Source organism: Kineothrix alysoides (assembly GCF_000732725.1).
GTDB classification, from domain to species: Bacteria; Bacillota; Clostridia; order Lachnospirales; family Lachnospiraceae; genus Kineothrix; species Kineothrix alysoides.
Genome location: NZ_JPNB01000002.1, coordinates 1,338,907 through 1,353,990 on the forward strand (window position 1 = coordinate 1,338,907; position 15,084 = coordinate 1,353,990).

Sequence of the window (15,084 nt, forward strand, 5' to 3'; positions counted from 1 at the left end):
TGCATGAAATCATATGCCAAGACCATGCATTTTATTGATCCTGAAGTGACTGTAATACAGACAACGGAAGGAAAAATAACATTAAAGAACTTATTTATACCTATGTTTATTGAACAGCTTCTTATGAATATGATGTGGACGGTAAATACCATTATTATGGGAAAATATTCTGACGAAGCGGTGGTGGCAGTAGGCGCTGCCAGTCAGGTGATAGGGTTGATGTATACCTTCTATGCTGTAGTGAGCGGCGGTGCTTCTATCGTAATAAGCCACAGACTGGGGGCAGGACAGGAAAAGGAGGCTAGTGATGCCGCATTTACCTCTCTTTTTACGGCGGGAGGCATCAGTCTTTTTTTCAGCTTTCTGCTGGCAGCTTTGAGCAGGCCCATTATGGCAGCAATGAATTTAGAAGGAGAGGTGCTCGATATGGCAGAGATATATTTTCGTATCTGCATGGGCACCTCTTTCTTACAGGGAATCAAGGCGGCGGCTTCTGCTATACTCAGGAGTTATGGAAGGCCTAAGCCGGCAGTAGCTGTATCGCTGTTTATGAATGGATTGAATGCTGTATTTAATGTTATTATAATTTATCGTCCGTTTGAAGTGCCTTTCTATGGGGCGGAAGGAATTGCCATTTCTAACGTAGTCAGCTATGTTATAGGGTTAATATTGATTATGATACTGTTGATGAGATCGGGATTGAATCTTCAGTTTAACCGGAAAAACTTAAAGACGCTGGGCTGCATTAAAAACATACTGAGGGTAGGAGTTCCGGGAGGGGTCAGTTCCCTTTCTTATTCTCTTTCCCAAGTGATTTCTACCTCTATATTGGCAATTCTCGGTACTGTGGCGTTGTCGGCGAAAATATATGTGTCCTCTATCGTTTTCTATGTATACGTAATAGGTATGTCATTGGGACTATCTACAGCGATACTGATGGGATGGATGGCAGGAGCTGAGGAATATGACAAGGCATACCGGCTGAACCAACAGGTGCTGAAGCTATCGGTTACGTCAAACCTTATATTGTCAACGGTAGTGTTTATGCTGCATAAACCACTGATAGGATTATTTACCAATAATCCGGAGATTATCGCCATGTCGGGAATCATACTGTTCATTGACATTTTTGTAGAAGTAGGCAGAGCTTTTAACCATGTGGAGGATAATTCCTTAAGAGGAGCGGGAGACGTGATGTTCCCTATGGTGATTGCCAGTATTTCCTGCTGGATGATCAGCATTTTATTTTCTTATATTCTGGGTATCCGGTTTGGACTGGGACTTGCAGGATGTTGGATTGCATTTATGATGGATGAAATATTCCGGGGATTATTATTCTTCCGGAGATTCCGGTCAGGAAAGTGGAAGATGATGAAGGTATAGAAGATTATTAAGGAGAAGAATGATGGCAGGATATCTATTTGTACATTTTACCGGTGAAGAAAAGGATGGAGAACAGATTTACTTTTCGCTGAGCAGGGACGGGCTGCATTGGCAGGATTTAAATGGCGGGCGGCCTGTACTTTATTCTGAGATAGGAACTTGCGGAGTCAGGGACCCTTTCCCGGTGAGAAATCCGTTAGATGGGAAAATCTACTTGATAGCAACGGATTTTCGTATTGAAGCCGGACATGGCTGGAAAGCGGCACAGGAAGAAGGCAGCAGAGATTTGATTGTCTGGGAGACGGAAGATCTGGTGCACTGGAGCAGACCGAGCGCTTGTACCGTAGGAGTCACGGATGCCGGTTGTGTATGGGCACCGGAGGCCGTATTTGATAGAGAGCGGCAGGAATTCCTTGTGTTTTTCGCCTCTAAGGTCAGAAAAGAAGGGGAGGCAGAAGGAAAGCACCGGATATATGCATCATATACATCGGACTTTCGAAGGTTTTCAGATGCTTTCTGTTATATGGAGAAGGAAAGTCATGTGATAGATACCACGATTTTAGAGAGTGAGGGACATTATTACCGGATATCCAAGGACGAAACTGCAAGCAGATTGATTCTGGAGGTCTCAGATACCTTACAGGGAGAATTCGTAAAGATTCCTTCTGCTGCATTGGATAGTCTGAAGGGCGTGGAAGGGCCGGAGGGATATCTTCTTCCTGACGGAAAGACATGGTGTCTGATTGCTGACCGGTTTGCGGCAGGAGAAGGATATTTGCCGATGCTCACCAAGGATTTATCTTCCGGCAGATTTCAGATTCCGGAACCCGGCCAGTTCGATATGGGGAAGGCAAAGAAGCGCCATGGAGGTATCCTGTCTGTAACGGATGAGGAATATGATCGGCTTATGGCCTATTATGAAGGGAAGAATCCTGTGATAGAGGGGCTTTATGCGGATCCTGATTTGTACTATGAGGATGGTATTTATTATATTTATCCTACGACAGACGGATTCCCGCATTGGTCGGGGCATATATTTTCCGTATTTTCATCTGTTGGCAGAAAATGTTTTGAGAAAGCGGCTGATTTGCTGGATGTGGCATCGGAACAGGTTCCTTGGGCAACGGGTCATGCGTGGGCTCCCTGTATTGCCAAAAAGGGAAGCCAATATTATTTCTACTTCTGTGCCAAGGACACAGGAGGAAGTTCTTGCATCGGTGTGGCTGTAGCAGATTCGCCTGCAGGGCCCTTTCGGGCAATGGAAGAGCCTATGGTAACTATGGATATGATGAGAGAGTGCAATATCAGGATGTCACAGACTATCGACCCTGCCGTATATGCGGAAGGAGATAATTATTATCTTCTGTTCGGCAACGGAGAACCGGCAGTGGCAAAACTGTCGGAGGATATGCTTTACATTGAGAAGGAGACTTTGAGGAATATAGATGGGTTAATAGATTTCCGGGAATCTGTAATTGTAATAAAAAGAGGGGATACTTATCACTTTACATGGTCTTGCGACGATACCGGAAGCGAAGATTATCATGTGAAATATGGTGTTGCAAGTTCTCTCTACGGCCCGGTAAATAACATACAGATAATATTGAAAAAAGATGAGCGGCGCGGTATATTGGGAACAGGACATCACAGTATATGCAAGATGCCGGAAAGTGATAGTTACCTGATTGCCTATCATCGATTCGGAACACCCCTCGCTCAATATCCGGAAGGAAAGGGATACCACAGAGAGGTGTGCATCGCTCCTTTGGAGTTCGGGGAAGACGGGAAGATACTGCCAATCATAGCCAGATGAGAGAAAAGGATGAACGTCGGCTTTTATCGGATAAAGAAGATTATTTCAATGAAGGAGAGAACATATGGAACTGAAGATTTCGAATAAAAAAGGTCCGGCTATACCGAGAGAATTTATAGGACTTTTTATAGAAGATATCAATTATGCTATCGACGGTGGATTGTATGCGGAGATGCTGGAGAATGGAAATTTCGAAAGCATGGATGTACGAGGAGGTAAAGACAGGGATTATTTTATAAAGCAAGACGGATTGTATGCATGGAGTATATTACATAAAGAGGCAGGACTTTCGCTCGATATTGTTCAAGGAAGCTCCGTTCATGAAAATAACCCGCATTATCTGCGTGTAATGGCTTCTGAAGGAGGCAGTGGTTTTTATAATAAGGCATATGAAGGGCTTCATATGAAACAGAAAATGACGTATCATATATCTTTTTATGCCAGAGCTGCACAATATAGCGGAATGGTGAAAGTAGCGGTAATCAAAGATGAGAAGACGGTTGCAGAACGGAATATAGAAATTCACGGGGCGGATGCTCACGGTTGGCATAAGTGGGAAAAATATAAGGCAGATCTGACCGTGGAGGAAGCGGTCAGCGCAGCCCGGTTTGCAGTGGTATTAGAAAATCCGGGAACGATAGAATTTGACTGCTTCTCTATGATACCGGAGGATGCGGTATATGGTATCTTCCGCAGGGATCTGGCGGATATGTTGAAAGGGATGAATCCTGGATTTCTGCGTTTTCCGGGAGGATGTGTAGTGGAGGGTGCCACACTTTCCAATCGCTATAGATTTAAAGACACGTTAGGTGCGAAAGAGCAGCGACGTTACAATTGGAACCGTTGGGCGCTGCATGGCAATAATGAGGAGAACGAGTATCACAGCATATATTCGCACTATGGTCAGACCTATGGGATTGGCTTCTATGAGTATTTTCTGCTCTGTGAGTATATTGGAGCGGCCCCTCTGCCGATATTGGGTGTAGGACTTGCCTGTCAATTCCAGTCTCATGAAAGGGTGGAGCCGGATAGCGAAGCTATTTGGGAATATATACAGGATTACCTTGACTTGATTGAATTTGCCAATGGTGGTGCGGACACGAAGTGGGGGTCACTCCGTATCGGGATGGGACATGAAGAACCCTTCGGATTGGAAATGATAGGAGTAGGAAACGAGCAATGGGAGGATGACGAGAGCCGTTTCTTCGAACGATATATACTGTTCGAACGAGAAATCCATAAGGTATATCCCCAGATAAAGCTTGTCGGAACGTCAGGCCCGGAGCTGGACTCTGTGCGCTTTGAAAAGTCCTGGGAGTTCTATCGTGAACATGCCGGGAATAAAAATTTTGTTTATGCGGTAGACGAGCACTATTATAAGGAGCCTGAATGGTTCGGCACCCATACGGATTATTTTGATAAAGTACCTCGGGATATTAAGATATTTTTCGGAGAATATGCTGCCCATCCCCAGGGCTGGCTTCCTATGAACCATCCCGAAGGGAACAATCTGAAAGCTGCGCTGGCGGAGGCGGCATTCCTGACGGGAGCAGCCAAAAACAGTGATGTGGTAGCGATGACCAGTTATGCACCGCTTTTTGCCCGTATCGGATATGCGCAGTGGAATCCGGATTTAATCTGGTTTGACGGGAGGGCGGTGTATGCCACTCCGAACTATTATGTACAGCAGATGTTCGCCTTAAATGCCGGGGATTATAATATAATTTATGAAACGGAGGATATCCCCTGTCAGGTAAGTTATGATGAAAAGAGCAGCCAGTTGATTGTGAAGCTTGTCAATATGGATGAGGAAGAAAAACACATCAAGTGGAAGCTGGAAGAAAACTGGGAGCTGCAAGGGATGATTGCAGAGCAAATAGTGCTTCGCGGAGATCGAAATGAGGCAGTAAATTCCCTGGAAGAGGAAAACGTGCGGCCCGTAAGCTCTCAAGTGGAGTTAAATACGGGAAGCTATTCCCTGCCGCCGCTTTCTTTTGTGATAGTAAGGATTCCGGCGAAAAAGATATGGTCCAAAGTTTGCAGGCTATGAGAAAGGTATGATTATTAAGATGAAGGCAGCAGAAGAAATTAAAGTAAATCAAGTACAAATCAAGGATAATTTTTGGTCTGTCATACAGGAGCGTATTATCAACATCGTAATTCCGTTTCAAGAAAAGGTGCTAAATGATGAGATTCCTGGAGTGGCTAAAAGTCATGCAATCGAAAACTTCCGCATTGCAGCCGGGCTCAGTGAAGGTGAATTCTATGGCATGGTATTTCAGGACAGCGATGTGGCAAAATGGTTGGAGGGAGTGGCATATTCCCTGGCAGTGAAACCGGATGAGGATTTAGAAAAGAGAGCGGATGGTATCATCGATATTATTGAGAAGGCACAGCAGCCCGACGGATACCTTGATACTTATTTTATTATCAAGGAACCGGAGAAGCGTTGGCAAAACCTTCAGGAATGCCATGAGCTTTACTGTGCAGGACATATGATGGAAGCGGCGGCCGCCTATTATCAGGTGACAGGAAAAGATAAGCTCCTTCATGTTGCAGAGCGTATGGCGGATCATATCATCGGCAGATTCGGTGAAGATAAGGAACGGGGAATACCGGGCCATCAAGAAGTCGAAATAGGTTTGATGAAGCTGTATCATGCAACCGGAAAGAAAAAATATAAAGATATGGCACGTTTCTTTTTGGAAGAACGGGGAAAAAATCCGAATTATTTTTATGAGGAAAAGATAAAAAGAGGGTGGCAGCATTGGGGACAATACAGCCTGAAACCGTTGGATAGTACTTACAATCAGGCGCATACTACTATTTATGAGCAGAAAGAAGCGGTAGGCCATGCGGTACGTGCAGTTTATATGTATACGGCAATGGCTGATCTTGCCGGCGAGGACAAAGATCAGAGGCTTTTCGATGCATGTTTGACACTTTGGAACAACATTGTGCAGCAGAGAATGTATGTAACAGGAGGAATTGGCTCCACTATGGAAGGAGAGGCATTTTCCGCAGATTATGATTTGCCCAATGATATGGCATATGCAGAGACCTGTGCTTCTATTGCCATGGTATTTTTCGCAAAGCGAATGCTGGAGATAAAGCCCGATGGCAAATTTGCGGATATTATGGAGAGAGAGCTTTATAACGGCATTATCAGTGGGATACAGCTGGATGGAAAGAAATATTTTTATGTTAATCCACTGGAAGTAAATCCCGGAGTTTCCGGCAAAATTTATGGTTATAAACATACTCTTCCCGAACGTCCCGGCTGGTATGAATGTGCCTGCTGTCCTACCAATTTAGTAAGGCTCATAGCTTCGCTCGGCGCGTATGCATGGAGTGAAAGCGATACCACTATTTATTCTCATTTGTTTATCGGACAGAAGGCTCAGATGCATAAAGCGAACGTGGAAGTGGAGAGCAGTTATCCGTGGGAAGGTAAAGTTGCTTATCATGTGAAACCAAAGTCAGACAGCGAGTTTACTTTGGCAATCCATATTCCGGAATTTGTAAATGCGGAAGATGAAAATACAATAATCGCCGTTAATGCACGATCAGTAGAAATCAGAAAAGCTCTAAAGAGCGGATATCTGTATATAACACGTACATGGAAAGACGGAGATATTGTAGATATTCAATTTGCGATGCCTGGCCGTAAGATATTTGCAAATCAACGTGTGAGAGATAATGCAGGCTGCGTCGCGTTGATGAGAGGACCCATCGTATATTGCTTTGAAGGTGTGGATAACGGAGAGAATATCCAGGCGCTTCGGATTCCCAAGGAGATGAAGGCAGAACCTTTCCTGTGGAAAGAGGGTGTCCTGAAAGGAAATGTATGTCTGAGGATGGAAGGATATTGCATGGAAGGAAATAATGAGCTGTATTCAGAAGAACGTCCGGCAAAGAAGCATGCCGAACTAACGGCAATTCCTTATTATGCATGGGCGAATCGCGGAGAAAACCAGATGAGAGTGTGGATGCTGGAAGAACAGTGAGACCATACTCTTACGGGAAGGAATGAGAGGAGTTTTTAAGCGGGTGATTAAGCTGAAATCAGAAATGAAGTTTAAAGTAAAATTTAAAAATATGTTCAAGAACATTGCAGAATTTATGAGAGCATTTATTCCTCAGAGAATTAAAAATAAAACAGTGTTAAAAATATATGAATTTTTACGAAGCAAAAGTTCTATTCCGCCCAAAAGAATCAGGGCCAACGCAAAAGCCAATCGAACCGCACTATGCAGTAAGGAATGTCATATATTGAAGCCGGACAGTTACATTGAGAATCAACATGAATGGAATGACGTGAAGTTTGGTTCTTGGAAAAAACATAACATGCGATATTCCGGCTGTGAAATCATTGCGACATACAACGCCTTGCTGGCGTTAGGAGAAAAAGTTTCCGGTCGGACGATAGTAAACTTAATCAGTCATTACGAAGCGGATGGTGCCGCATTGAATGGAGACTTTGGCGTCTCACCCACTGCCATATTCGATTATTTCGAAAACAAGGGGTACGGCACTGCAATAATATATAGTAAAGACGAGGCTGTGGTTAATAGACTGGGAGAAAGCAGCGATACAGTTATTGCAACTGTCTACAATGATAAAATGGATATAATGAAAGCTGTTCATACTGTCTGTATTACGAAGGATACAGATAATAAGTATTTGATACACAATGCTTATGCGAAAGACGGGCAGGGCGTTTTTGTCCGCAAAGGGAGAGGCGGTAAGGACGAGGGATTCGATACTTTACAGGAAGCTGCAGTGAATGTGGCCGCTGGATCGGCACTTATCTGTGCGGTCGGGATATCGAGGTCCGACAGCGGGATTGATGTGAGAGGTGCGAGAGGTGAAAAAAGCCATTCTCTTCCAGCAGTCTGAAAAGAGAATGGCTCTCATGTTTCTTCTTATATAGTGATATTTTTATACTTTCCAAAGTCCATGTAAGTTGCAGTACTCATATACAGCTTCCACTTCATCGTCTTCGGTAATGGAGAAGCTTACCTTCGGCTCTGTGCCGGGGGTTAAGTATTTAAGCTGGTAACCCTGTGTTGTCTGAAGGGCAACCCACTGAATGTAATGCTCTGCCAGCATCGGATGGAGAACGGAGCCAACGGAAACGGTTACCTCTGTTCCTTCTACGGAATATACGGGAACGTGTTTTTCCTGTGCAGCATCAGTAGTATTTGCGACCAGCTCTTTCATGTTATCGCCGCAGCACATTATGTTTGTTCCCTTGTCTTCCACAAATAAAACGATATTTCCACAATGACTGCATCTTAAAAACTTGATATCCATACCTTTTCCTCCTTAATATAAGAAAAATGGCTCATGGGAGACATTCTTCCATGTGTAATTTTATATCTTAATGATAATATTTTCTCAAGGCGGTGTCAAACTATTTAAAGATTTTGCATCACGTTCTTACGTAGCTTAACAGTAACTTCAAATCCGTTAAGCGCAATTCACTTCCAAATACCCCAGCAACTTACTGGTATCGTAATATTCCATAATGCCCAGGCTGGGATCATAGAACTTACCGTCATAGTGCACGAGATAGTGGCCGAATCTTCCCATGCGTTCGATGATGATACAGCATTTGGGGAAGATAACTTCTTCGCCGCCGCCCGGATAAATGAGAGTGCCGGTGTGGCCGAGACCGTAATAGTTAAGGGCGGGAATGACTCTTCCTATGGTAGCCTGCCACTCGCGAAAACCTATATTGCTTATAACCTCAGGAATAGTAACGCCTGCTAACATCGCTACGCAGGTCTGTCCGCAGAGACCGTCATCCGGCTGGATAAGAATATTCATACTGTCTATCGTGCGAATAGGATGCTCCAGAGTATAAGGGCTTTCTTTGCCTATTTCAATTAAGCTGTTGCTTATATGCAGTAATATTTTATGAACTTTGGCGATATCCACATGAGATACATCTTCCTCATTCAGGTAAATCTTGTAACTGCCCTTTTCTTCGGGAAGAAGTTCGCATTCTATCACTTTATTGTTCAAGGTGATGTCTGCATGGATAAAACCTCTCTGCTGGCACACCTCCCAAACATTAAAAGGAATGCGGATACAATAAATATCCTCCAACTTTTCAATCTTACCGTTAAAGAAATACCTCATATATAAAACCTCCTGTGTAGAATAAAGTAAAATTATAGTATTGTATAACCTCAGTTCCCCAATTATACTATGAATGTAACAGATTTTTTTTGTTCTGGAAACACTTTTTAAGTAAGTTTTCCTAAAGTATCTAAAAAAAAACATACTGATAAAAAAGTGTCAATCCCGTTAATTTATTAACGTTGAAAAGGTCGTAAAATGGAGGGTTGAGGAATGAGGACTTTTGCTCCGGCAAAGTTAAAAAATATTGACATTACGATAAATAAATGATTAATTTGAAAGAAGAATAATAAAATGGTGTGCAAAGTGGATAGGATGGAATATGAGGCAGAAAATAAATAACAAACAACTGATTGTTTTGGCGGTAATTGTGTTCCTTCTGGTAATTATGATGATTATCAGTTTAATTTATATAAGGAAGCAAGTGGATAGGACGAATCAGATAAGCGATGAGGAATATAAAGAGTATATCAGGCACTATGCCTTTATTACGGAGTCTTTGGAGGACAATTTCTGGAGCGAAGTATATGACGGAGCCGAGGAATTCGGAGAAGGTGAAGACGTTTATCTGGAGAGGATGGGGGAAGGGCTCGACATCAATTATTCCAAGGAGGAATTGCTGAAAATAGCCATCGCTTCAAGGGTGGACGGAATTATTTTAGAGGGTGACGCAAGCAAGGAAATCCGCTTGTTAATCGACGAAGCGGTGGCCGATGGAATTCCTGTCGTTACGGTTTTGACGGACAGCTATGATAGCAAGAGACAGAGCTTCGTAGGAATAGGAAGCTATAATCTTGGCCGTGAATACGGCAGGCAAATTGTTCGAATTGCAACAAAGGAGACAAAGGAAGCTTTGATTCTGATGGATACGGTATCGGAGGACAGCGGACAGAACCTCATATTTAATGGGATAAAGGAGACTTTGGCAAATGAAGGAAATCATTTGACCCTTCAGTTGAATACGCTGGCTGTAAACGAGGACACGCCCTACAGTGAAGAAGAAGCGATACGAAATATTTTCCTCTATCAAGATGAGCTTCCGGATATCATCATATGTTTGAGCGAGAAAAATACAATCAGCGCATATCAAGCGGTCATAGATTATAACTTGGTGGGACAAGTGGATATTTTGGGCTACTATGTTACGGATACGATTCTGAACGCTATAAGCCGGAATGTAATTTCGGCGACGATTGCTGTGGATACCGAGCAGATGGGAGTTCATAGCGTGAAGGCCTTGGATGAATATATTGAAACCGGTCACGTGAGCGATTTTGTAACAATGGATGTAAATACGGTCATGTCCAACAACGTAGAGGAGTACCTGCATAATGCGGCCAATGAGGATAATGAGTAAAAAGGAACCTTTCTATATAAGCATACAGACCAAATTATTGATGGTATTTCTTATGACTACCATGATTATTTTCGGTGTCAATATATATATGTACTTTAACATAAACAAGACCATCGTGAACATTGACAAGGTATACGAAAGCAATGCCCTGCTGAATGAGCTGCAAAGCAACCTCACGCAGGTTCACCGCAACATGGAAAGCTTTCTCGATACGAAGGATACCGATGCGATTGAAGGATACTTAAGAGGCGGACAGGAATATCAGAATAAACTGGAAGAGCTGAACGGGGATATTCTTGGTGATGAGAGCATGATTGTGGAGAAGAATATACGCAACATGTCCAAGCGCTATCTGGAGATTACCGACAATGCGATTGAAGCCAAGCGCGGGCGCAATGTGGTTAAGTACAAGGAATACTATGAAGACGCCAGCGAGCTTTACGGATTTATCAATTCATATATTTACAGCTTAAATAAACAGAAATTTGAAGATAATTCCAATAAATACGAGATTTTGTTTTCCTCCTTAAAATACTCTGAGATAGTCAATATGATTATTCTGTGTATGGCAAGCGTTCTAAGCATAACGCTGATCATTTTGCTGACGAGAGAGATTATCAACCCCTTGAAGCTTTTGGCGGAAGCGGCGGACGAGGTCGGAAAGGGAACGCTGGAGGTGGAGCTTTCGGAAGGGGGTCCTCATGATGAGGTGGGAATCGTTACGAACGCATTCAATCAAATGGTAGGAAGCTTAAAGAATCATATCGAACAGTTAAAGGAGAGCATGGAGCTGGAAAGTGCCATGAAGGAAAAGCAATTGATGATGGAAACCCATTTGAAGGACGCCCAGCTCAAATATCTGCAAGCGCAAATTAATCCCCATTTCCTATTTAATACGTTAAATGCCGGCGCCCAGCTCGCCATGATGGAGGATGCGGAGAAAACCTATCAATATGTTCAAAGTGTTGCTGACTTTTTCCGGTATAATGTGAAGAAGAACAACGATGTGGTTACGATAAGGGAAGAAATTGAGCTGGTTGATAATTATATTTATATTATTAATGTAAGGTTTTCGGGAGAAATCCATTTTAAAAAGAGCATTGACAAGGAACTAATTAACGTGCAGGTGCCTAGCATGATTCTGCAGCCTTTGGTGGAAAACAGCATTAATCACGGGCTGCGGGGAATCGAATGGGAAAATATCATCGAGCTGTCCGTATACAGAGAGAGTGGGAATATATGTGTTAGCGTGCGAGACAATGGGGTGGGAATCAGCGCGGAGAAAATTGAGCGCATCATGCACAGTAAGTTGAGCGCGGCTGACCTGAAGGATGCCACCAGCGGAGTGGGACTGGATAACGTTATAGGCAGACTGCGCCTTTTCTATGACAGAGAGGACGTTATGGAAATCACCAGCGCGGGAGAAAATATGGGAACGGAAATAGCGATTTATATTCCCTTGGAGGCTTAGAATATGTATAAAATAATGATTGCTGACGATGAAGGAATCGTAATAGACGCTTTAAAATTTATTATTGAGAGGAATTTCGGGGATTCATGTGTGATAGATTCGGCCAAGACCGGAAGAAGTGTGATAGAACTGGCGGAGAATTTCAGACCGGACATCGCGCTTATGGATATACAGATGCCCGGTATAAACGGAATTGAGGCTATGAAGGAAATACAGAAAAGCAATAAAAATATTATTTTTATTGTGGTTTCTGCTTATGATAAGTTCGACTATGCCAAGGAAGCCATAGGCTTGGGCGTAATGGATTATATTAACAAGCCCATAGAACAGAAAACCATCGTTTCGCTTTTACGGAAGGCCATGCTCAAGATTGATGACGACAGAACAAAGCGAAGCAACGATTTGCTCGTGAAGGAGAAACTGGAAACGGTCATACCCATCATTGAAAGTGGGCTGATTTACTCCGTCCTTTTTCAGGAAAACTATGCGGAGGAAACGGAGAACTTCAAGCGCCTTCTTGGAATCGAAGAGGATTACGGTTACATGATGGTAATAGAATACGGTGATACGCAGGATGGAGTGCATTTGACTAATGCCATAGGCGCCAGCGTAAGGATTCATCCCAACTACATGAGACTGCGGGAGACTGTGAAGGAATACTTTGCCGGAATCGTAGGCCCCATGATGGCAAATGTGGTCATTGTATTTGTGCCGTGCACGGATGAGGATGCCGACAACGAATATGAGGAAAGGGTAAAAATAATAGAAAATGCGCGGAAAATGGTGCGCAAGCTGAGAAACAGCATCGACGCCCAATTTAGAATAGGAATCGGTTCCATTAAGAAGTTGGATGAAGCGGGTTCTTCCTACACGGAGGCAATGAATGCCTTCCGGTATACTACGGGAAGCGTGGCTCATGCTAAGGACCTTCCGATGGAATGCAGCTATGAAGAAGATTACCCGATCGAGACGGAAAAAAAGCTCTTCGAAAAGGTGCAGAGCGGAGACGTGCCGGGTGCCGTATCCGAGGCGAACCGCTTTTTCGATTGGATGATAAGCCAATATGCCAATGCCTTTATGGATATTAAATTAAAAGCGATGGAATTCGTGCTATGGGCTGAGAAGGTATGCTATGAAAGCGGCGGAGGCACTTACCGGTTTGAGTCCAGGCATGATTATCTCCCTACTCTTTTTGAATTTAAAAATTATGAAGAACTCCGTTCATGGTTTTTAACAAAAGTCAGAGATGCTGCCGGCAATGTGTTGAACAATAAAGAAAAGACCTCTGTCAGTCTGGTGGAGCAGGCGAAGGAATATATTAGGAGCCATTATTTTAAAGATATATCTTTAGACGACGTATCCAGAGAGGTAAATATCAGTCCCTATTATTTCAGTAAGCTGTTCAAAGAAGAAACGGGCGAGAATTTCATCGAATATGTAACCTCTATTCGCATGGAGAAGGCGAAGGAGCTGCTCGCGCGGACTGAAAAGAGTATGAAAGAAATATGCAGCGAAGTAGGCTATTCCGACCCCAATTATTTCAGCCGTTCTTTTAAGAAGAATGTTGGAGTAACTCCTACCGAATACAAGGAGGGGAAATAATTGATAAAATCAAACCGTTTTTTATGGAAAATAATCCTTACGGCTATCATACTTGCAATGTTTTCAGGCTGTGGAAGCAAGGTTGATACCCGTCAGGACTTGAAAGAGGAAGAAAAGGAACTGATCCAGATAGGCATGATCTTCGACAATTTCGTTATGGAGCGTTGGGAAAGAGATAGGGATGTATTCGTTTCCACGGCGAAGGAGCTGGGAGCGGAGGTCAATGTCCAGAATGCCAACAGCAGCGTGGAGGAGCAGGTGAACCTGATGGATTATTTCATCAAGAAGAAGGTGGATGCTATCGTAATCGTGCCTATTGATTCGGCACCCCTAGTAAGCTCTGTTAAGAAGGCGCAGGATGCGGGTATTAAAGTCATTTGCTATGATAGAATAATTGTGGGAGCAGAGCCGGATTTGTATATTTCTTTTGATAATAAAATGGTGGGCTCAATTATGGGTAATCTCTTAAGTGCCAGACTGGGAGTAGGGGATAAGGTATTGATGATAAGCGGACCGATAACAGACCATAACGTAGAAGAAGTGAACGAAGGTTTTATGGAAGTGATGCGGGAAAAGAATATAGAGATTTTGGATACCTATTATGCGGAGGAGTGGAAGCCGGAATATGCTTCCGCCTATGTCAGGCAGCACAGTGATTTAATCAGTCAGATAAAGGGAATTATGTGCGGAAACGACAGCCTTGCCGGACAAGCTGTTGTGGCACTTGCGGAGCAAAGGCTTGCGGGAGACATATATGTGACCGGTCAGGATGCGGATTTGTCCGCCTGTCAGAGAATCGTGGAAGGGACACAGTATATGACCGTTTATAAGCAGGTGGAAAAGCTGGCGGTAAGAGCGGCGCAGGCAACTGTTTCACTGGTGAACGGAGAGGTCTTGAAAAGTGACTTTTATACGACAGAGGACGGCAATGAGGTACTTTACATTAAAATGGAACCTATTGGAGTGACGTCGCTCAACATTAATGCAGTTATTATAGACAGCGGATTTCATTTAAAGGAAGATGTTTATTTGAACAGGCCTGAATTGCTGGATTAGAAATATGAGCTGCATAATATCATGTAAAAAATAGCATCCGCTTTATAGCGGGTGTTTTCTTTTGCATTTCATTAGGCTGTATTTTTCATGCGGTATAGGATTTTTCTGTTAATTTAAAAAAAACAGGCAAAAATGTGCTAGCCTTTCTTAAGTTTTTATGGAAATGAATAAAAATATGAAGAACATAACAAACATGTGAAGCAACATGTATGTTAGAGTAATAAATGTAACAAGTAGTCATAATTCAATTTAAGG

Annotated in this window: 11 protein-coding genes; 9 read left to right on the plus strand and 2 right to left on the minus strand. The window is 43.2% G+C overall.

The features are described from left to right. Nucleotides 1-3: 3 nt before the first annotated feature. From CC90_RS0117180 to CC90_RS0117200, 5 genes are all read left to right on the plus strand, one after another. The gene (locus CC90_RS0117180) at nucleotides 4-1,383 is read left to right on the plus strand and encodes an MATE family efflux transporter (RefSeq protein WP_108702651.1); all 1,380 of its coding nucleotides are present in this window, start codon (nucleotides 4-6) and stop codon (nucleotides 1,381-1,383) included. A 22-nt stretch (nucleotides 1,384-1,405) separates the two neighbouring features. Next, a complete protein-coding gene (locus CC90_RS0117185; RefSeq protein ID WP_031391961.1) occupies nucleotides 1,406-3,196 on the plus strand; it encodes a family 43 glycosylhydrolase in 1,791 nt (596 codons plus the stop codon). 64 nt (nucleotides 3,197-3,260) lie between these two features. Continuing rightward, nucleotides 3,261-5,246, plus strand: a complete 1,986-nt coding sequence (locus CC90_RS0117190) for an alpha-L-arabinofuranosidase C-terminal domain-containing protein (protein ID WP_031391962.1) — start codon at nucleotides 3,261-3,263, stop codon at nucleotides 5,244-5,246. 7 nt (nucleotides 5,247-5,253) lie between these two features. Continuing rightward, the gene (locus tag CC90_RS0117195) at nucleotides 5,254-7,203 is read left to right on the plus strand and encodes a glycoside hydrolase family 127 protein (RefSeq protein ID WP_031391963.1); all 1,950 of its coding nucleotides are present in this window, start codon (nucleotides 5,254-5,256) and stop codon (nucleotides 7,201-7,203) included. A gap of 43 nt (nucleotides 7,204-7,246) precedes the next feature. Then, on the plus strand, nucleotides 7,247-8,095 hold the full coding sequence (locus tag CC90_RS0117200) for a hypothetical protein (protein ID WP_132038564.1): 849 nt from the start codon (nucleotides 7,247-7,249) through the stop codon (nucleotides 8,093-8,095). Nucleotides 8,096-8,137: 42 nt separating this feature from the next. Here the strand turns inward: CC90_RS0117200 and CC90_RS0117205 are convergent, their stop codons facing one another. Together CC90_RS0117205 and CC90_RS0117210 are read right to left on the minus strand one after the other, a co-directional pair. Beyond that, on the minus strand, nucleotides 8,138-8,506 hold the full coding sequence (locus CC90_RS0117205; RefSeq protein ID WP_035315951.1) for a desulfoferrodoxin family protein: 369 nt from the start codon (nucleotides 8,504-8,506) through the stop codon (nucleotides 8,138-8,140). A 162-nt stretch (nucleotides 8,507-8,668) separates the two neighbouring features. Continuing rightward, a complete protein-coding gene (locus tag CC90_RS0117210) occupies nucleotides 8,669-9,343 on the minus strand; it encodes a DUF1905 domain-containing protein (protein ID WP_031391966.1) in 675 nt (224 codons plus the stop codon). 322 nt (nucleotides 9,344-9,665) lie between these two features. Here CC90_RS0117210 and CC90_RS0117215 point away from each other — a divergent pair, with 322 nt between their 5' ends. The 4 genes from CC90_RS0117215 to CC90_RS0117230 are packed head-to-tail and all read left to right on the plus strand — an operon-like array spanning nucleotide 9,666 to nucleotide 14,829. Further along, nucleotides 9,666-10,700, plus strand: coding sequence for a substrate-binding domain-containing protein (locus tag CC90_RS0117215; RefSeq protein ID WP_031391967.1), 1,035 nt, complete (start codon nucleotides 9,666-9,668; stop codon nucleotides 10,698-10,700). After that, nucleotides 10,693-12,171: a histidine kinase gene (locus CC90_RS0117220; protein WP_031391968.1), complete on the plus strand. Its 1,479-nt coding sequence runs from the start codon at nucleotides 10,693-10,695 to the stop codon at nucleotides 12,169-12,171. The genes CC90_RS0117215 and CC90_RS0117220 overlap by 8 nt, the downstream gene beginning before the upstream one ends. A gap of 3 nt (nucleotides 12,172-12,174) precedes the next feature. Continuing rightward, a complete protein-coding gene (locus CC90_RS0117225; RefSeq protein ID WP_031391969.1) occupies nucleotides 12,175-13,773 on the plus strand; it encodes a response regulator transcription factor in 1,599 nt (532 codons plus the stop codon). Next, a complete protein-coding gene (locus CC90_RS0117230; RefSeq protein WP_242843325.1) occupies nucleotides 13,774-14,829 on the plus strand; it encodes a sugar ABC transporter substrate-binding protein in 1,056 nt (351 codons plus the stop codon). Nucleotides 14,830-15,084 lie beyond the last annotated feature (255 nt).

Excerpts from the sequence above, each read along its gene's own strand:
- CC90_RS0117215 (WP_031391967.1), top strand. The coding sequence starts at position 9,666 with ATGAGGCAGAAAATAAATAACAAACAACTGATTGTTTTGGCGGTAATT.
- CC90_RS0117185 (WP_031391961.1), top strand. The coding sequence starts at position 1,406 with ATGGCAGGATATCTATTTGTACATTTTACCGGTGAAGAAAAGGATGGA.
- CC90_RS0117190 (WP_031391962.1), top strand. The coding sequence starts at position 3,261 with ATGGAACTGAAGATTTCGAATAAAAAAGGTCCGGCTATACCGAGAGAA.
- CC90_RS0117180 (WP_108702651.1), top strand. The coding sequence starts at position 4 with ATGAAATCATATGCCAAGACCATGCATTTTATTGATCCTGAAGTGACT.
- CC90_RS0117225 (WP_031391969.1), top strand. The coding sequence starts at position 12,175 with ATGTATAAAATAATGATTGCTGACGATGAAGGAATCGTAATAGACGCT.
- CC90_RS0117210 (WP_031391966.1), bottom strand. The coding sequence starts at position 9,343 with ATGAGGTATTTCTTTAACGGTAAGATTGAAAAGTTGGAGGATATTTAT.
- CC90_RS0117220 (WP_031391968.1), top strand. The coding sequence starts at position 10,693 with ATGAGTAAAAAGGAACCTTTCTATATAAGCATACAGACCAAATTATTG.
- CC90_RS0117195 (WP_031391963.1), top strand. The coding sequence starts at position 5,254 with ATGATTATTAAGATGAAGGCAGCAGAAGAAATTAAAGTAAATCAAGTA.